The organism is uncultured Thiocystis sp., from assembly GCF_903866365.1.
In the GTDB taxonomy this organism is placed as follows: Bacteria; Pseudomonadota; Gammaproteobacteria; order Chromatiales; family Chromatiaceae; genus Chromatium.
Map to the genome: position 1 here is coordinate 1 of NZ_CAIPNF010000479.1, position 17795 is coordinate 17795.

The 17795-nt window shown below is 62.5% G+C and carries 14 protein-coding genes and 1 pseudogene; 3 read left to right on the forward strand and 12 right to left on the reverse strand.

Annotation, left to right across the window (positions count from 1 at the left end; genetic code table 11):
• Positions 1–413 (reverse strand): annotated as a pseudogene (locus QZY07_RS26190) (NCS2 family permease); the annotation flags it as partial.
• A gap of 262 nt (positions 414–675) precedes the next feature.
• On the opposite strand from QZY07_RS26190, the gene QZY07_RS26195 reads away from it, so the two are divergent.
• Positions 676–1566 carry an S-methyl-5'-thioadenosine phosphorylase gene (locus QZY07_RS26195; RefSeq protein WP_295409181.1) on the forward strand — a complete coding sequence of 297 codons (891 nt, stop codon included), beginning with the start codon at positions 676–678 and terminating at the stop codon, positions 1564–1566.
• A 19-nt stretch (positions 1567–1585) separates the two neighbouring features.
• Positions 1586–2113: an adenine phosphoribosyltransferase gene (locus tag QZY07_RS26200; protein ID WP_295409182.1), complete on the forward strand. Its 528-nt coding sequence runs from the start codon at positions 1586–1588 to the stop codon at positions 2111–2113.
• Between the two features lie 80 nt (positions 2114–2193).
• Here the strand turns inward: QZY07_RS26200 and msrA are convergent, their stop codons facing one another.
• From msrA to QZY07_RS26255, 11 genes are all read right to left on the reverse strand, one after another.
• Positions 2194–3456, reverse strand: coding sequence for a peptide-methionine (S)-S-oxide reductase MsrA (gene msrA / locus QZY07_RS26205; protein WP_295409184.1), 1263 nt, complete (start codon positions 3454–3456; stop codon positions 2194–2196).
• Between the two features lie 217 nt (positions 3457–3673).
• Positions 3674–3931 carry a zinc ribbon domain-containing protein gene (locus tag QZY07_RS26210; RefSeq protein WP_295409185.1) on the reverse strand — a complete coding sequence of 86 codons (258 nt, stop codon included), beginning with the start codon at positions 3929–3931 and terminating at the stop codon, positions 3674–3676.
• Between the two features lie 186 nt (positions 3932–4117).
• Complete coding sequence (locus QZY07_RS26215) at positions 4118–6310, reverse strand: malate synthase G (protein WP_295409187.1); 2193 nt, start codon at positions 6308–6310, stop codon at positions 4118–4120.
• Between the two features lie 121 nt (positions 6311–6431).
• Positions 6432–10388: a PAS domain S-box protein gene (locus QZY07_RS26220; protein ID WP_295409189.1), complete on the reverse strand. Its 3957-nt coding sequence runs from the start codon at positions 10386–10388 to the stop codon at positions 6432–6434.
• Positions 10385–10846: a response regulator gene (locus tag QZY07_RS26225; RefSeq protein ID WP_295409191.1), complete on the reverse strand. Its 462-nt coding sequence runs from the start codon at positions 10844–10846 to the stop codon at positions 10385–10387. The genes QZY07_RS26220 and QZY07_RS26225 overlap by 4 nt, the downstream gene beginning before the upstream one ends.
• 48 nt (positions 10847–10894) lie before the next feature.
• Positions 10895–12331, reverse strand: a complete 1437-nt coding sequence (locus QZY07_RS26230) for an ATP-binding protein (RefSeq protein ID WP_295409193.1) — start codon at positions 12329–12331, stop codon at positions 10895–10897.
• Positions 12332–12624: 293 nt separating this feature from the next.
• Positions 12625–13677, reverse strand: coding sequence for a WD40 repeat domain-containing protein (locus QZY07_RS26235; protein ID WP_295409195.1), 1053 nt, complete (start codon positions 13675–13677; stop codon positions 12625–12627).
• A 41-nt stretch (positions 13678–13718) separates the two neighbouring features.
• Positions 13719–15452 (reverse strand): biosynthetic-type acetolactate synthase large subunit, encoded by a 1734-nt coding sequence (ilvB, locus tag QZY07_RS26240; RefSeq protein WP_295409197.1) that lies wholly within the window; start codon positions 15450–15452, stop codon positions 13719–13721.
• A gap of 278 nt (positions 15453–15730) precedes the next feature.
• Positions 15731–16210: a DsrE/DsrF/DrsH-like family protein gene (locus QZY07_RS26245; RefSeq protein WP_295409199.1), complete on the reverse strand. Its 480-nt coding sequence runs from the start codon at positions 16208–16210 to the stop codon at positions 15731–15733.
• 97 nt (positions 16211–16307) lie between these two features.
• Positions 16308–16538: a sulfurtransferase TusA family protein gene (locus QZY07_RS26250; protein ID WP_014778560.1), complete on the reverse strand. Its 231-nt coding sequence runs from the start codon at positions 16536–16538 to the stop codon at positions 16308–16310.
• A 153-nt stretch (positions 16539–16691) separates the two neighbouring features.
• Positions 16692–17015, reverse strand: a complete 324-nt coding sequence (locus tag QZY07_RS26255; RefSeq protein WP_295409204.1) for a rhd_2599 family sulfurtransferase — start codon at positions 17013–17015, stop codon at positions 16692–16694.
• Positions 17016–17112: 97 nt separating this feature from the next.
• Here QZY07_RS26255 and QZY07_RS26260 point away from each other — a divergent pair.
• On the forward strand, positions 17113–17795 hold a 683-nt coding region (locus QZY07_RS26260), incomplete at its 3' end, for a bifunctional precorrin-2 dehydrogenase/sirohydrochlorin ferrochelatase (RefSeq protein WP_295409206.1).

The following is a 17795-nucleotide window of genomic DNA, read 5'->3' on the forward strand; positions in this document are numbered from 1 at the left end:
CGCAGCCAGTCGGCACCGTAGGCCCCGACGATCTCCATCGCCCCGTTTAGGAAACAGGCGAACAAACCCACCTGCCAGGCCAGCTCCGCATTCCCCGTGTCGCGGTAGACCGGGCCGATGACCAAGAACATGAAGGCCATGAGACTGACGGTATTGATGCCATAGGGCAGTGCCGTCACGTCGGTGCGGCCGGTACGCCGCGCGAGCCGGCGCGCCTGCCAGGCATAGAAGAGGTTCCCGAAGACCACCGACAGCGCGACGGCAGGCAGGATCCGTTCGGCGATCTGCGTCGCGGTGAAGCCGCAGATGACCGGCCCAAGCAGGACGATCAGCATGATCTGCAGGAGGTTGTCGACGAAGAGACCGAAAAAGCCGTCCAGATCGCCGCGGCTGAAGAAGGGTGGGGAAGTCATGGGAGGGTCGCCTATGCTGCATCTCAAGCGGTCGTTGGAAAAACCCCGCGCGTCGCACCGCCGGACGAACAGAGTCGATGGGTGGGCGATTTCCGCCTCGCGCGACAGTAAACCGGGCGGCGCCATCCTCAAAGGCATGGGTTCCCCTGGATTGATACAGGTCAAACCAACGTCCCGCGGAAGTTTGGCCCCGCCGTTCATTTTTACGCGCCCGATCGGGTAGACTGTCGGACCTGTTGGTAATCGTATTGGGGGATCGTGAATGGCAGGCGACAGTAACGCCCAGGTGATCGGGATCATCGGCGGCAGCGGTGTCTATGACATCGAAGGACTCACCAACCAGCGCTGGGAGCGCATCGAGTCGCCCTTCGGCGAACCCTCCGACGCCTTGCTGCGCGGCGAGCTGAACGGACAGCCGATGGCGTTTCTCCCCCGCCATGGCCGCGGGCACAGGATTCCGCCGTCCGAGATCAACTACCGCGCCAACATCGACGCGCTCAAGCGCGCCGGGGTTACCGAGGTGATTTCGGTCAGCGCCGTGGGCTCGCTGCGCGAGCATCTGCGCCCGGGCATGTTCGTCATCGTCGACCAGTTCATCGACCGCACCTTCGACCGCGTCAAGAGCTTCTTCGGCACCGGTCTGGTCGCGCATGTGTCGATGGCGCATCCGGTGTGCCACCGGCTCGGCGATCACATCGAGGCGGCGGCGCGCGAGGCCGGCATCGAGGTGGCGCGCGGCGGCACCTATCTGGTCATGGAAGGACCGCAGTTCTCCAGTCTGGCCGAATCCGAGCTGTATCGCAGTTGGAACTGCGACGTCATCGGCATGACCAACATGCCCGAGGCCAAGCTCGCGCGCGAGGCCGAACTCTGCTACGCGACGGTGGCCATGGTCACCGATTTCGATTGTTGGCATCCCAACCACGACGATGTCACCGTCGACGCCATCGTCAAGGTGCTGCTGGCCAATGCCGACAACGCGCGCGGGTTGGTGAAGCAGCTCGCGCCGCGTCTGCATGCCGATACCGGCGCCGCCGCCTGCGGTTGCCGTTCGACGCTGGAGCACGCCCTGATCACGCCGCCCGATGCGCGCGATCCCGAGCTGGTCCGGCGCCTGGACGCGGTCGCCGGCCGCCTGCTCAACCCCCGTTAACCCTTTCCGGAAGCAAGCCATGCCCATCAAGTCGCTCATTCGCACCGTCCCCCATTATCCCAAGCCGGGCGTCATGTTTCGCGACATCACGACCCTGCTCAAGGATCCTGTCGGACTGCGCGTCACCATCAATGAACTGGTCCATCGCTACACCCCCGTGAAGATCGACCGGGTGGCCGGCATCGAGGCGCGCGGCTTCATCATCGGCGCGGCGCTGGCCTATCAGCTGGGCGTCGGCTTCGTGCCGATTCGCAAGCAAGGCAAGCTACCGGCCGAGACCGTCGGCCACGACTACGATCTCGAATACGGCACCGACCGCATCGAAATGCATGTCGATTCGGTGTCCGAGGGCGAGCAGATACTGCTGGTCGATGACCTGATCGCCACCGGCGGCACGGCGGAAGCGGCCTGTAACCTGATCGAAAATATGGGCGGCACGATCGTCGAATGCTGTTTCGTCATCGATCTGCCCGATCTCGGCGGGCGCCGGCGACTCGAAAGCCGTGGACAAAAGGTCTTTGCGCTGTGCGAGTTCGAAGGCGATTAACCGAAAACAGAACAGTCGAACCGCAATCTTCGTGCCCTTTGCCCCTTTGCGGTTCTAGATATCGGATTCAGGATTAAGCCTCATTCGGCGTCCGGCTCGAATCTCAGGACGTTGCCGTTGATGCAGTAACGCTTGCCTGACGGCGGGGGACCGTCGTCGAACACATGCCCCAGGTGCATCCCCGAGCTTGCGCTGCGCACCTCGACCCGGCGCATACCGTGCGAGCGGTCCTCGTGCAGGGTAATCGCCCCCTCGACTGGATTGAAGAAGCTGGGCCAGCCGGTGCCGCTGTCGAACTTGGCATCGCTGCGAAACAGGGGGGCGCCGGTGACCGCATCGACGAACATGCCCGGGCGTTTTTCATCGAGATGAGAGCCGGTGAACGCCGGCTCGGTGCCCTGTTCGAAGGCGACCCGCTGCTGCGCCGGCGTCAGAACCTGAAACCCCAGCCATTGCCAGAAGCGATCCTTGTCGCCCTGGTAGCCGGTGTAACGGGAAACCTCCCGTCCCTGCTCGAACAGCACGATGGTCGGCGTGGCGAACAATGCCTTCTCCAACGTCCAGTCCTTGGGCAGTGCGTGGTTGAGGGTGGCGGCAATGGGAATCTCCGACTGCCAGGCATCCATCACCTCGGCATGGAACTGCTTGCAAAAGGGACAGTCCTCCGCCTCGAACACAATCAACTGCCGATCCCGCGCGAGCTGATCCACCACCAGCGGCGGCGGTCCCGCCTTGGTCTCCCCGCCGGGGAAGACCACGCCCGTGCCGCCGAGCCCGCAATAACCGTTGGGATTTTTCTTCAGGTAATCCTGGTGCTGCTCCTCGCCGCGAATGTAGTGGCGCAGGGGCGCGATTTCGGTGGCGATCAGGCCATGTCCCGCCTGGCTCAGCGCCTGCTGATACGCCGCGCGTGTCGACAGCGCGACGGCCTTTTGCGCCTCGTCGAGGGTATAGATGGCGCTGCGGTAGTTGCTGCCCACGTCGTTACCCTGACGATCGCCCTGCGTGGGATCGTGGCTCTCCCAGAATTTTTTTAGGATGGTTTCGAGACTCACGCGCTCAGGGTCGAAGCGCACCCTGACGACCTCGGCATGATTGCGTCGCTCGGTGGCGCCGCGCCGCAGCGATCTCTCCAGCTTTAGCACGTCCTCGTAGCCCGCCTGCGGGTCATCGCCGCCGGCATAGCCGGACTCGACATCGATCACGCCGGGGATCTCGGACATCCGTTTCTCCGCCCCCCAGAAACAGCCCATGCCAAGCACAATGGAATCATCGCTGGCAAACAGGCTCGTCGGCATCAGGACCAGCATGCCCCACAGAAAGATCCGACCGATTGAAACCATGCGCGCGCTCCAGATTGAAGGTTGTCAGACGACAGATGTCGCAGGTGAGACCCGCGCAGGCACGAAAACGTTTCACCTGACATCGATCGAATCATCTCTAAACGATCAGGCGAATGCGTCACATCGGACGGAAACAAGCGGACATCCGTTCCGCCACGGATTCCGTGCGGTCGGTGACGCTCGCGGCTTCCGTGTCAAAGACAGCTTGCTGGATGCTTTACTGCAACCCGCACATGCCTCCAGCGCAGCAGGAACCGGTCGAACAAGCCGGAGCGCTGCCGCTGCCGAGGCTGTGGCTGGAAATGACATTGCCGCCGGTCGCCAGACGATGCACGGGAGCATCGGCCGGCGTATCGCCAGTCTCGAGGCCGGCGCGCGCGCAGAGTTCGCCCCAACTGCTCAAACTTTCGCTCATCCGGTGGGAGATCTCGACCACGCGGTTGTTGGCATCGCAACGATAATCGTAGGTGGGCATCATCATTCTCCAGGATCATTTGATAAATGTTCAGCCGCGTCCTGGTGGCGGACGCGGTTTAAGGCAGGGGATTATAGGCGAGGCCGATCGACGGTCAAAGCCCGCGCGGGCGCCCTGGCTTGAGGGTCGATCGCTGTCGGGGCGGCTGGCTGGCACCGCCCGCAAGCGTCTGTCGCAGAAATGACGTCAGGAAGCCGATCGCTTTCCGTCCAATTGCTTGCGCCGTCGGCGCATGGCATGCAGCCGGGGTTCGGTATAGCCGTTCGGCGCCGCGCGCCCCTCCAGGAGCAGATCGCGCGCGGTCTCGAAGGCGATGCCGTCGCAGCCGGGCGCCATGGGCCGGTAGCGCGGATCGCCGGCATTCTGACCATCCACCACGCCCGCCATGCATTGCAGCGTTTCCCGCACCTGTTCCCGGCTGACGACGCCATGATGCAGCCAATTGGCGACCTGCTGACTGGACAGACGCAGGGTCGCGCGGTCTTCCAACAGTGCCACGCCGGTGACGTCCGGCACCTTGGAACAGCCCACGCCCTGATCGATCCAGCGCACCACATAACCCAGGATGCCCTGACAGCAGTTGTCCAGTTCCTGCTGGATGTCCTCGGCTGTCCAGGCCGGATCGAGAACCACCGGAATCTGCAGGAGGGTGTCCAGACTGGCGCGGCGCCCGCCCCTGGCGAGTTCAGTCTGGACCTCGGCCACATCGACCTGATGATAGTGGATGGCATGCAGGGTCGCGGCGGTGGGCGAGGGCACCCAGGCGCAGTTGGCGCCTGCCTGGGGGTGCGCGATCTTGCTCGCGAGCATGGCATGCATCGCGTCCGGCATGGTCCACATACCCTTGCCGATCTGGGCGTGTCCGGGCAGGCCGCAGGCCAGACCCACGTCCAGATTCCAGTCCTCGTAGGCCAGGAGCCAGGACTCGCGCCGCATGTCGACCTTGCGCGGCACCGGGCCGGCTTCCATGCAACTATGGATCTCGTCGCCGGTACGGTCGAGAAAACCGGTATTGATGAAGACGATGCGCTCGCGCGCGGCCCGGATGCATTCCTTGAGGTTGAGGGTGGTGCGCCGTTCCTCGTCCATGATGCCGATTTTGAGCGTGTTGACGGGAAGGCCCAAGGCCGCCTCGACGCGGGTGAAGAGGTCCACGGCAAGCTGGACCTCCTCGGGTCCGTGCAGCTTGGGCTTGACGAGGTAGACGCTGCCGGCGCGCGAGTTGCGCCGCGCGCCGACATCGGGATGCACGTCATGCAGCGCGCACAGCACCGTGATCATGGCGTCGAGCATGCCTTCCGGAATCTCCTCGCCCGCGGCGTCGAGCACGGCGTCGGTGTTCATCAGATGGCCGACGGTGCGCACCAGCATCAGCGCGCGCCCCGGCAATGCGAGGGTGCCGCCACCGAGCCGGATATAGGTGCGGTCGGGTTCCAGCGCGCGTTCGACCGTCCGTCCAGCCTTGCTGAACCGGGCGGTCAGATCGCCTTTCATCAAGCCAAGCCAGTGACGATACACGCCGACCTTGTCCTCGGTATCGACGGCGGCGACCGAGTCCTCGCAATCCTGAATGCAGGTCACCGCGGACTCCAGCAGGATGTCCGCGATGCCGGACGGGCTCTCCCTGCCGATCACATGCTCGCGGTCGATCAGGATCTCGATGTGCAGTCCATGATGGACGAACAGGATGGCCGAGACCTGCTCCGGACTGCCGCGATAGCCGATGAATTGCGCCGGCTCCGTCAGCATGGTTTGGCTGTTATCGGGGAGACAGACGACCAGCTTGCCCTGTTCGAGTTTGAATCCGCAGGCATCGCCATAGGAGCCGCGATTGAGCGGGACGGTCGCGTTCAGAAAGGCCGCGGCGCGCGCGACCGCCGCCGCTCCGCGCTCGGGGTTGAAGTCGTGACCGCGCTTCAGGCGATCATCCTCCGGGATCGCGTCGGTGCCATAGAGCCCGTCGTAGAGACTGCCCCAGCGCGCATTGGCCGCGTTCAGGGCATAGCGGGCATTGCTCAGCGGCACCACGAGCTGGGGGCCGGCAATCGCGGCGATTTCCGGGTCGACATTGGTGGTGCTGACCAGAAAATCGGGGCCTTCGGGAACCAGATAGCCAATGTCAGTCAGAAAGGCGCGGTAAGCGTCCAGATCCAGCGGCTGGCCGCGGCGCTCCCGATGCCAGACGTCGAGCTGGGTCTGTAGCGCGTCCCGCCGGGCGAGCAGTGCGCGATTGCGCGGCGCCAGCGCGTGCAGGATCTCGCCGAAGGCGCTCCAGAAGGTCTCCGGGGCGATCCCGGTGCCTGGGGCGATCTCGTTGCTGACCAGGTCGTACAAGGGTTTGGCGACCTTGAGGCCGCCGATCTCCAGTCGTTCGATCATCGTCGCGATCTCCCACCCTCTGAAACAGCCAGGATTGTTCAGCCAAATTAAGAACCATTGAAACGCAACCGCCGCTTGTCATTGACGATCGCATGATCGGCGTTACTCGCAACGGCGCGGATTACGCTGGACGCGGCTGAACCGCCTTGACCGCGCGGAGGATATCGAGCGCCGCTTGATAGTCGAACCGTTCGATCCGCTGACCGAGCTGAAGCGCCTGTTCGCCGAACGCCTGTAAAAACAGCTCCTGGAATTCAGCGAAGGTTGAGTTTGCCGCCGTGTCGTCAACGGCAAGCAACGCCTCAAGACGGTCGATCGCCTCGGATAAAGCAGCTGGATCGAGCGGGGATGTCGCGCCGGACACGCGCGCCGCCGCCCTGACCCCATCCAAGCGAACGGTCACCTCGAATAACAGTTTATCCAGCGCATACACAAGCCGAAACGCGTCCAGCGAAGCCGCAGTCCGCTCCGCGCGGGCATGACTTTCGGTTCGCGCGGCAAGCGCCCGGAAACCATCGGCGCAGAGGTTACCCGCCGTCCCCTTGAGACTGTGGGCGAGAAAGGCCAAATGTCGCAGGTCGCCCTGGTTGACGGCTTGACGCAGCGCGGCGGAAGAAGCAGCGTTTCCCGTCAGCACCGATTCCAGCAGCTTGGGCAAAAATTCAGGACGCCGCCAATAGCGAGCGGTCAGTGCCGGCCAGTCGATCATCGTCTCGCCGAGGCTTCTGTCGCCAGGCATGGAGACCGCCACGTCTGATGGCGCCCCCTGCCCCGCCGCCGCTGGCGCCGCGCGAGAGCGATTCATCCCGGACTCGATCGGCGCATAGTTCAGGATGGTCGCCACCAGCGCATCCAGATCCACGGGTTTTGCCACATGGTCGACCATTCCGGACGCCAGACATTGCGCACGCTCGGCCGGCAGGGCGTGAGCGGTCAGACCGACGATCGGCAGCTCGGGGGCGAAACCGCGAATTTGTCGGGCAGACTCGTATCCGTCCAGGATGGGCATCTGGATATCCATGAGCACCAGATCGAACGCATTGGCGCCATCGTGGCGCACACGCTCCACGGCCTGGAGGCCATTTTCGACCTGCACCAGCCAACATCCTTCATCCTTGAGCATCTCTTCGAGCACCAGACGGTTGACCGCGTTATCCTCGGCAACCAGGACGACCAGACCGCTCAGACGCTGGCTCGGGGACGTCCGTGGCGGCGGAGCGACCTTGGCCGGCGGCGCCAGGATCGATCCGGCCGGCTCGATCAAGGGGATACGCACCTCGAATTGCGTGCCCTCTCCCAGCCGACTCCGAACGCCGATCTCACCCCCCATCATGTCAACCAGGCGCTTGCTGATGGCAAGCCCAAGCCCGGTGCCGCCAAAACGACGGGGGATCGAACCGTCCGCCTGCTCGAAGGGCCGGAACAATCCGCCTACCTGTTCCTCGGTCATTCCGATGCCCGTGTCCGAGACGCGGAACAGCAGGCTGCGCCGATCGCGTGAGACCGCCAGACGGACACTCCCCTCGCCGGTGAACTTGATGGCGTTGGACAACAGATTTCCCAGGATCTGCGTCAACCGCAGGCCGTCGCACCGGCACGAAGCGGGAAGATCGTCGGCCACCTCGACCCGGAGATCCAGACCCTTGTCGCGCGCACGCCCGCGCAGCTGATCCAGAGAGTGCTCGATCACATCGCTCAAGTTGATCGGGCTCTGCTCGATGTTGAGCTTACCGGCCTCGATCTTGGAGAAATCCAGGATATCGTTGACGATGCCGAGCAGCAATTGTCCCGAATCCATGATGCGCTTAAAAAAATCCCGCGCCTTGCGCCCATCGCTCTGGCGCACGCCGATCTGTGCAAACCCCAGCACGGCATTGAGCGGGGTACGGATTTCATGGCTCATATTGGCCAGAAACTCGCTCTTGAGACGGGCGAGACGCTCCGCCTCGGCAAGCGCCGCCTCGCGCGCCGCCTCGGTCTGCTTTTGCGCGGTGATATCGAAGAAGCTGACCACCGCTCCCACGAGCTCGTCGTCGCGATACATGGGATGAGCGGAATACGACACCGGAAAAGCGTGGCCGTCGGCATGCCAGAACACCTCCTCGTCCTGACGCAGAACCCGGCCGCGACCGGAGACACCGTGGATCGGACAGTCTTCCTTTAAATAGGGGGAACCGTCGGGATGGCTGTGGTGGATCAAGTCATGCGTGCAACAGCCGAGCACATCCTCCGGCCGATACCCCAGCATGGCGCAGGCGGCCGGATTGATGAAGGTCGCGCGCCCCTCGGTATCCTCGCCATAGAGCCCGTCGGCGCTCGACTCCAGGATGAGCCGGCTGCGCTCCTCCAGCGTTTTGAGTTCAAGTGTCCGGGTCTCGACCAATTCCTCCAGATGCAGACGGTAGTGCTTGAGTTCCTCCTCGACCCGTTTGCGCTCGGTGATATCTTCCTTGACCGCGAGATAATGAGTGACACGCCCATCCGGCTGGCGGACCGGCGAGACGATGGCCAACTCGACATACTCGCTGCCGTCCTTGCGCCGGTTACAGAACTCGCCGCGCCAGACATCTCCCTGGGTCAGGGTGGCCCAGAGATCGTCGTAAACTTCGCGAGGGGTGCGTCCGGATTGCAGAACGCGCGGATTCTGGGCGATGGCCTCCTCAAGGCTGTAGCCCGACACCCTGGTAAAAGCCGGATTGGCGTATTCGATGCGCGCATCCAAATCGGTGATGACGATGCTGGCCGGACTCTGTTCCACCGCCAGCGAGAGCTTGCGCAGTTCCTGCTCCGCCCGCCGTTGACGGACGATGCGCCAGATCTCGTTGGCGATGAGTTGAACGGTCTCGACATCCAGCTCGGTGTAGAGGCTGTCCTTATTGCCCACCCCGGCCATCATCCGCACCAGATAGCCATCCATCACCGGCACGCTGATCAGCCGGATCAGCTCCGCATGCCCTTCGGGCAGTCCGTGCAGGTGCGCCGTCGTGGAGTAGTCATTGAACACCACCGGCTCGCGTCGACGCAGCGCATCCGCCCACACGCCGGCCTGGCTGATCGGGTAATGTCTGTCATAGGCCGCCTGACAATAACCCTCCAGGGTACGGCGCGACCAGGTCACCAGTTCGATGGTTTCCTGGTTCTCGTTGACAAAATGGATGAACGCGATCCGGCTCTCGGTCAGCTCCTCGGCCAGTTCCAGGCCGAATTGCATGAATTCCCGCTCCTCCAAACGCTCGGCGGCGCGCGGCAGTTCCAGCAGGGCAGTGGCGCGACGGGCCTGTAACAGCAGCGTCGCCACATGGCTCTTGCGTTGCGTGATATCGCGATCGATGCCACGGTAGCCCAGGAAATGGCCGTCGTCCCCCAGCATCGGAATTCCGCTGGTTTCCATGACGACCGGCGTCCCGTTCTTGCGCAGCAGGGTGTGTTCAAGCAACGAAAAGGGACGTTGCGCGGCGACGATCTCGGCAAGGCTGGCCCCAAACCGCACGGCCTCGGCGGCTGGCATGAAATCGACCGGACGGCGTCCCAGCATGTCCTCGGGCCGATAGCCCAGCAGCCTGATCGAAGCCGGGCTGACGTAGGTATAGCGACCCTCGGCGTCCACCTCCCAGATCCAGTCCAGCGTGGTCTCCACAATGGCACGAAAGCGCTCCTCACTCTCCTTGAGTGACTGTTCAGCCAGTTGCAAAGCCGTTCGCTGACGTGCAGTCTCCAGAGCGCGTTCAAGCGCCATGGGTAAACGGGTCAGAAGATCCTTGAGGACATAGTCGTTGGCGCCTTTGCACAAAAGCTCCACGGCACCTTCCTCGCCCAGCGCCCCCGTCACGAAGATGAACGGCAGATTGGAATCGCGTTCACGAACCAGATCAAGTGCCTGCAGACCGTTGTACTGAGGCAGGCTGTAGTCCGCCAGGATGACATCCGGACGGAACGCATCGAGGGCTTCCAGGAAGGTATCAGCGCGCTCGACCCGACGCGACTCGAACGATAGCCCTGATTTTCTCAGGAAGCGTTCGATCAGCTCCGCGTCGGTGGGGCTGTCCTCCAGCAACAGGATGCGAAGCAGATCGGTCATGACGATTGTCGGATTTCAGGCGGGACGCGGTTGACGAGTACCCAATACATGCCGAGGTCGGCCACGGTCCGGGCAAACTCGTCGAACGCGACGGGCTTGGCGACGAAACTGTTGACACCGTGCTCGTAGGTCGCCACCAGATCCTGCTCCTCTTTCGAGGAGGTCAGAATCACCACGGGCAACTCGCGGGTGTCAGGATTGGCGCGGATCTGGGCCAGCACCTCGATCCCATCGACCTTCGGCAGACGCAGGTCCAGCAGGACAACCTTCGGCAGGGTACTGGAACGCCCGGCATAGTCACCCCGTTGGAACAGAAAATCCAGCGCGGCAGCGCCGTCCTTGACCCATTCCAGGTGATTGGCCAGGTTATGCTTTTTCAGCGCGCGGATGGCGAGTTCCGCGTCGTTCGGGTTATCCTCCACCAGGAGAATATCAACCACCACTTCTCTCTCGACCATCTTCGTCTCCCGTTAAACCGCGTCCGACATGACATGCCGCGGTTTCAATTACTGGATGGGAAGGCTGAAACCGAAGGTGGCGCCCGCATTCACCGCGCCTACCCCTTCCACCTGGCCATTATGCTTTTGAATAAACCGTTTGACGATGGCTAGTCCCACGCCCGTCCCCTCGAACTCATCCATGCCGTGCAGACGCAGAAAGAGACCGAAGAGTTTATCGGAATAGGCGGGATCGAACCCGACACCATTATCCTTCACGCTGTATCGGATCATTCCTCCCTGCCGTTCCGCGCTCACCTCGATCACCGCTGGATCGCGGCCCTGGGTGAACTTGACCGCATTCCCCAAGAGATTCTGCCAGACCTGACGGATGGCCCGCGGATCGCAGAAGATCCCTGGTAGATCCGCGCACCGGAATTGGATGACGCGTTCGGCATAGGGTTCGGACACGTCAGCCCAGACTCCATCAACCAGTGCATTCATGTCGACCTGACTGGGCTCCAACTCCAGTCGACCCGCCCGCGACAGGGCCAGAATATCGTTGATGAGCTGCTCCATCTTTTTGGCGTTGGCGCTGACCACGCTGAACAGTCGCAGACCCTCCGCATCCAGGATGGGTGCGTACTCTTCTTTCAGGATCGCCACGAAACCATCGATGGCGCGCAGGGGTGCGCGCAGATCGTGCGAGACCGAGTAGCTGAAATTTTCCAGATCCTTCACGGCGTTTTCCAGTTCAGCGGTGTGTTTTTCCCGCACAGACTCAGCCGCTGCAAGCCGCTGCGACATCTGGTTGAAATCTTCCGCCAATTGACTGAATTCATCCTTGCCGGCCAGAGACAGCGCGGGCGGGATACCGCCTTTCCCTAGCTCCCGCGTCCCGCGGCTTAGCGTGTGCAGTGCGGTGGCGACCCGATAGAGGACCGGGACCATCAGAACGAGGACCAGGAGCGCAGTGAGGATGATCAGGATAAATTCGGTTTTCCAAAGATCGTCGCTGTAGGCAACTACGGTGCGGTGGCTGTCATGTCGCAGGCGGTGCAAGAGCGGTTTGATCTGGCTGAGTTCAATCTGGATGCGTTGGGCGACCTGTTGAATCCGGTCAATCTCGACCGCCGTGAGCACGGGCAGGTACAGGGCGTCCAATTCCATGAAGACCCCATGGGTCCACATCAGTCGTTGGCGCAGTTCCGCGACGATCTCGGGTGCGGATGGAGACTCGAAGCGTGGGCCCGCGACGAAGGCTTGAATATCCAATGAGTCAATGAGCAGATAAGCCTCTTGCCGGTAGCGGTCGCCCCGGGTCTCGATGAACCGATGGATGGTCGACTCCAACTGTTCCACCTGATCCTGCATCCCGTCGGCTACGTCAGTGAGGTCACGCAGTTCGCGCAGGCTTTCATGTCCGCGATAGGCGGTCATGCCAAACGCGGTCGCCATGAGTAGCGGCAGCAACCCGATCAGCTTGAGCTTGGTCTTGATCCCCATGATGGTTACCGGGTAAGAGGGGCTCGCGCCGATGATTGCGCAAGATACCGCGGGGCGCGGAGGACGGGGATCAAGAATAGCCCAGGGTTTGTGACTTAAAACCGCGTCCGACATGGCAGGTGTGGTTTGTGCATGGGCTCATGCCTCGCCTGATCCGACACGCGCCATAGTGGACACAGTTTAAGTGTTTAATTTTTTTGATATTAAAACTGCGTCTCACAAATCGCCGTCATTGATCTCGGGACGAGGAGCAATCCAAACAACGCCGATCACGCTGGACGCGGTGAAAGGGTTTAGCGCTTTCCGCCGAATAAACGCCCCCACAGCTTGGGCGCGGATGCGCTCTCCAGGCGCTGCTGCTCAGCCTGCGCAAGCGCGGCCTCCTCTGCACTGCGAGACTCCTCCTCGGCGGACTGCCAGGCGGCACTCACGGGCTGCCACTCCGCATCCGTCACATCCAGCCCCCAGACACGAATCGTCTTATCGACACCGCCGGAATAGAGCCAGCGACCGTCCGGACTGAAGGCGAGGCTGTAGACATCCATGCCATGACCGGTCAGACGCGACAGCTCCGTGCCGGTCGCGACATCCCACAGTACGATGGTCTTATCCGCGCTGCCGGAGGCGATCCGCTTGCCATCGGGGCTGAAGATGGCGCTCCAGGCCGGATAGGTATGTCCCTCCATTTCCCGGATCATCGTCAGGCTGTTCAAATCCCACAGTCCCACCGAGCCGTCGACATTACTCAGCAGCAACCGGGTGCCATCGGCGTTGATCTGGGTGCTGTTGATGCCATTGTTAATGACATCGAAGCGGGCCAGCTCGGCGCCGGTCGCCACCTCCCAGATCGCCGCGGTCGAGTCCCGGCTGCCGGAGATGAGTCTGGCGCCATCGGAGGTGAAGACGACGCCCTGCACATATTGCGGATGACCCTCGATGGTCCGGACCAACTCGCCGCTGTCGACCTTCCAGAGACAGATGGTGCCGTCCTCGCTCGCCGAGGCCAGCAGTTCGCCCTGGGGCTGAAAGTCGACACTATAGACCAGGCTGGAATGGCCGCTGCGATTCCAGAGCTCCTGTCCGGTGTTGGCATCCCACAGGCGGACCGAGGTATCGGTGCCGCCGGAGGCGAGCCGCTGACCATCGGGGTGAAAGCGCACGGTATAGACGCGCCCCTCGTGACCCGCGAGGGTGTGTTTCACGCGACCCTGGGCGACATCCCACAACTTGACCAGACTGTCCCAGCTCGCGGTGGCTAGTTGCGTGCCGTCGGGACTGAGCGCAACGCCATAGATGGTGTCCGTTCCGGCCTTGCGCTGCACCGAGCGCCATGTGGAGGTTGGCATCGTGATTTCCTCTGCTTCGTTGTTCGCAATGGTTGCTTGATTCAGGCTTCGATCATCTGCGCCAGGGTATGACCGGGGCGGACCATCGGAATGACGTTTTCGGCCTTGTCGATCCAGACATCCACCAGCATCGGACCCGGTTCCGCCAGCGCGGCGGCGAGCTGTTCGCGCAACTCGCCCGGCGCCTTGATCCGTAGGGTTGCGAGACGTGGATAGACATATTTCAGACCGGTCAGGTTAGGAATCTGGCGCCGGCAGGTTTGATCCAGTTCGGTGCAGTCGGCATCGCAGTCGACCGTGCGCGCGAGACAGGTTTCGTAATGATGCCCGCCGTCCATCATGTCCTCCCACTGGCGCACCATGCCGAGAAAGCTGTTGTTCAGGACGAACATCTTGAGCGGGATGCGGTTGGCGACCACGGTCCCGAGTTCCTGCAGGTTCATCTGAAAACTGCCGTCGCCGTCGATCAGGACCACCGGACGGGTGGGATCGGCGAACCAGGCGCCGATGGCCGCCGGCAGTCCAAAGCCCATGGTGCCGAGCCCGCCGGAGCTGACCCACTGGCGCGGACGCTGGAAGCGATAATACTGCGCCGCCCACATCTGATGCTGACCGACTCCGGTCACCAGGGTCGCGTCGCCCTGGGTGAGTTCGGACAGCAGTTCCACCACCGCCTGCGGCTTGATGTAGTCCGAGACACCATAGGGCTTGGGCATCTGCGCGCGCCACTCCCCGACCTGGGCCAGCCAGTCGGGATGGCGGGCGGCGCGGCCCGAAGCCAGCGCGTACCCCAGAAATTCATCCAGTCCGGCCACGAGCGAGAGGTCGGTCGCGATCATCTTGTCGATCTCGGACGGATCGATATCGACATGGGCGATGCACTTGTCGGTGGCGAATCCGCGCACCGCCACCCGATCGTCGAAGCGACCGCCCAGGGTCAGGATCAGATCCGCGTCGCGCAGGGCGTAATTGGCCGGGATGGTGCCGTGCATGCCGGGCATGCCGAGATTGTAGGGCAGCGCGAAAGGCAGGGTGCCGAGCGCGTTGAAGGTGGTGGTGACCGGCACGTCGAAGCGTTCGGCGAACGCCGCCAGCGCGAGTGCCGCGCCGGCATGAATCACCCCGCCCCCGGCCTTGACCACCGGGCGGCTGGCCGCCGCCAGCGCATCCAGAATGGCGTCGGCCCTGACGGCGTCGAAGGGAATCGCTTCGCGGTGTCGGGCGCGCGGCGGGTTCTGCGCGGTGACCGTCGCAAGCTGCACGTCCTTACAGATGTCCACGACCACCGGACCGGGGCGCCCGTGCAATGCCAGCGCATGGGCCTCGCGCAGCACCCACTCCAGGTCGCGCACATCCTTGACCAGATAATTGTGTTTCGAGATAGGTCGCGTGAACCCGACCGTATCCACCTCCTGAAAGGCATCCGTGCCGATCGCGCCGCTCGGCACCTGACCGGTGATAAAGAGCGTCGGCAGCGAATCCTTATAGGCATCGGCGATGGGCGTGGCCAGATTGGTCGCGCCCGGCCCGGAGGTCGCGAGCGCGACACCGACCCGCCCGCTCACCCGCGCGTAACCCTCGGCGGCATGGCCGGCGCCGCCTTCCTGACGACACAGAATGAACTTGGGCACGGACGCGCCGCGCCGCAGACGCTTGTTGAGTTCCACATGAATGGGGATGACCGCCCCGCCGGTGTGCCCGAACAGATAATCGACACCCAGGTCGGTGAGCACATCGAGTAAAAGGGCGGCCCCGGTACGGATCGAATTTGTCATGGCGATGCGGATCGACTGTAAGACTGACTGGCAGCGAAGCCCGTCATCATACCGCGAAGCGTCGCCACTTCAGCCACCTAACAAACAGAATCGTGGACAGGACGAGCGCGCGCAAGGACGGGAAAGGGATGACGATAGCGGGCGGAGGTGCCGATGGCGCGCCAGCGAAACGCGGTTTAAATAAAAAACAACTATTTAAACCGCGTCGGCGACAACGCCTGGCGATTCATGCGGGTTCGCGCCAAGACACCAACAACGCATGACATGCTGGACGCGGTTTAAATATAAAGACAGATATCGCTCTCGCCGGCAAACTCGAAGAAGGCCGCGGCGCCGGCGTATTCCAAATCGGCGATGAAGTCGGTCTTATCCATGTCGAACAGATCGACCGTCATCTGACAGGCGATCAGCTTGACTTCAGCTTCCAGGCAGAGATCCCGCAGTTCCTCGATGCTCGCGACGCCTTTGTCCTTCATCTTCTTCTTCATCATCGCGGTCATCATGCCCTGCATGCCGGGGAGTGTCATCCCGAGCACGGGGAACCACTTCTCCATGCCCATCGGCATCGGCATGCCTGGGTTGCCAAGTGGCGTCACCTCCAAGGCCAGCTTCTTCTTCAACAATTGAAGGCCATAGAAGGTGAAGAAAATCTGTGTCTCGTAGCCCAGTGCAGAGGCCGTTGACGCCAGAATGAACGGGGGATACGCCCAATCCAGTGAACCCTTGGTGGCGATGATCGCCAGCTTTTTTTGTTCCATCGAGTCCTCCTCGCGGCGCAGCGATGGCGCGCGGTCTAATGTATTGTGAATGAGAGTGACAGTGACAGTGACAGTGACAGGCCAGAACGCGCCAGGTTCAGGATTTCTTGATCAGGAAATGGAATTTGCCGCCTTCTTCCCTGGACTCGGTCAGTTCATTACCGGTCTGCTTGGCAAAAGCGTCGAAGTCTTTCACTGAACCGGGGTCGGTCGCGACGATATGCAGAACCTGGCCGCTGGCCATTGCATTCAGGGTCTTTTTCGCGCGCAGGATCGGTAACGGACAGTTCAGGCCGCTGGCGTCGAGTTCTTGGTCGAAATCTGCCATGGATTACCTCCAGTCTGGGGCTGTTTTAGAATATCAGTAGACACAAGAATTCGAGTTTATAGGCGAAAGGCTACAAAAAGGCAAGCTGGCCGGTTTGTCTCGGCACCGCTCACTCGACGAAAAATCCATGACGATTCGCAAAACGATCGTTCATCAAGGCGTCGGCGATTCGATCGGGAAGCCATGGCGCGCCCAGGCAATGATTCCGCCGCGCAGATTCAGGGTGCGTTCATAACCCTGCTGCATCAGATAGGCGCACGCCTGATAGGAGCGCGCTCCGCTGCGGCAATACACAACGATCTCCCGCTCCTTGGGCAACTCGCTCAAACGCAGCGGGATCAGATGCATGGGCATCAATAAGGCATCAGGGATAGCGCCCTGCGCAATCTCGGCCGGGGTGCGAATATCCACTAGCAGCAGATCCTCGCCATCCGTGAGCCGCTTGCGCAGCGACTCGGAATCGATCTCGTTGATCACAGTGTCGTCCTACCACAAAACAAACTAATTAAGTATATTAAGGACTTTTGACAATCAACTCAACGATCCTGCGGAACCCGCGCGGCTGAACATGACCATGGAACTCCTCCCGATCTTTCTTGACATGAAGGGCAAACCCTGCTTGATCGTCGGCGGCGGCACGACCGCGGCCCGCAAGACAGGCAACCTGTTGCGCGCCGGCGCCGCGATCACGCTCGTCGCGCCACGGCTGTGCGAGTCGCTCGCCCGCCAGGCCGATGCAGGCGAATGTCGCCACCTCGACCGCCCCTTCAAGCCGACCGACATTCCCGGCAACATCCTGATCATCGCCGCTACCGACGACCGCGAGGTCAACCGACGCATCGCGGAACTCGCTGGCGACTTGGGCATTCCTGTCAACGTGGTCGACGATCCCGACGCCTGCACCTTTCTGCTGCCCTCGATCGTCGACCGCGCGCCCGTCACCATCGCCGTGTCGAGCGGCAAGACCTCGCCGGTGCTGGCGCGGATGCTGCGCACCCGGCTCGAAGCGCTGATCCCCGCCGGCTACGGCCGGCTCGCCGACCTCGCCGGACGCTACCGCGAACGGGTCAAGGCCCGCTTCAGCGAGGCGCGCGACCGTCGCCGTTTCTGGGACCGGGTGCTGCAGGGCGCCGTCGCCGAGCGCATTCTCGCCGGCCAGTTCGCGGAGGCCGAGGCCGTGATCGAACAGGAACTCGCCCCCGACGCATTGGAGCACGACATGGGCGAGGTCTATCTGGTCGGCGCCGGACCGGGCGA

What these genes read in the sequence shown, in the direction of transcription:
- QZY07_RS26195 (WP_295409181.1), top strand. Translation starts at nt 676, where the DNA reads ATGGCAGGCGACAGTAACGCCCAGGTGATCGGGATCATCGGCGGCAGC.
- QZY07_RS26200 (WP_295409182.1), top strand. Translation starts at nt 1,586, where the DNA reads ATGCCCATCAAGTCGCTCATTCGCACCGTCCCCCATTATCCCAAGCCG.
- msrA (WP_295409184.1), bottom strand. Translation starts at nt 3,456, where the DNA reads ATGGTTTCAATCGGTCGGATCTTTCTGTGGGGCATGCTGGTCCTGATG.
- QZY07_RS26210 (WP_295409185.1), bottom strand. Translation starts at nt 3,931, where the DNA reads ATGCCCACCTACGATTATCGTTGCGATGCCAACAACCGCGTGGTCGAG.
- QZY07_RS26215 (WP_295409187.1), bottom strand. Translation starts at nt 6,310, where the DNA reads ATGATCGAACGACTGGAGATCGGCGGCCTCAAGGTCGCCAAACCCTTG.
- QZY07_RS26220 (WP_295409189.1), bottom strand. Translation starts at nt 10,388, where the DNA reads ATGACCGATCTGCTTCGCATCCTGTTGCTGGAGGACAGCCCCACCGAC.
- QZY07_RS26225 (WP_295409191.1), bottom strand. Translation starts at nt 10,846, where the DNA reads ATGGTCGAGAGAGAAGTGGTGGTTGATATTCTCCTGGTGGAGGATAAC.
- QZY07_RS26230 (WP_295409193.1), bottom strand. Translation starts at nt 12,331, where the DNA reads ATGGGGATCAAGACCAAGCTCAAGCTGATCGGGTTGCTGCCGCTACTC.
- QZY07_RS26235 (WP_295409195.1), bottom strand. Translation starts at nt 13,677, where the DNA reads ATGCCAACCTCCACATGGCGCTCGGTGCAGCGCAAGGCCGGAACGGAC.
- ilvB (WP_295409197.1), bottom strand. Translation starts at nt 15,452, where the DNA reads ATGACAAATTCGATCCGTACCGGGGCCGCCCTTTTACTCGATGTGCTC.
- QZY07_RS26245 (WP_295409199.1), bottom strand. Translation starts at nt 16,210, where the DNA reads ATGGAACAAAAAAAGCTGGCGATCATCGCCACCAAGGGTTCACTGGAT.
- QZY07_RS26250 (WP_014778560.1), bottom strand. Translation starts at nt 16,538, where the DNA reads ATGGCAGATTTCGACCAAGAACTCGACGCCAGCGGCCTGAACTGTCCG.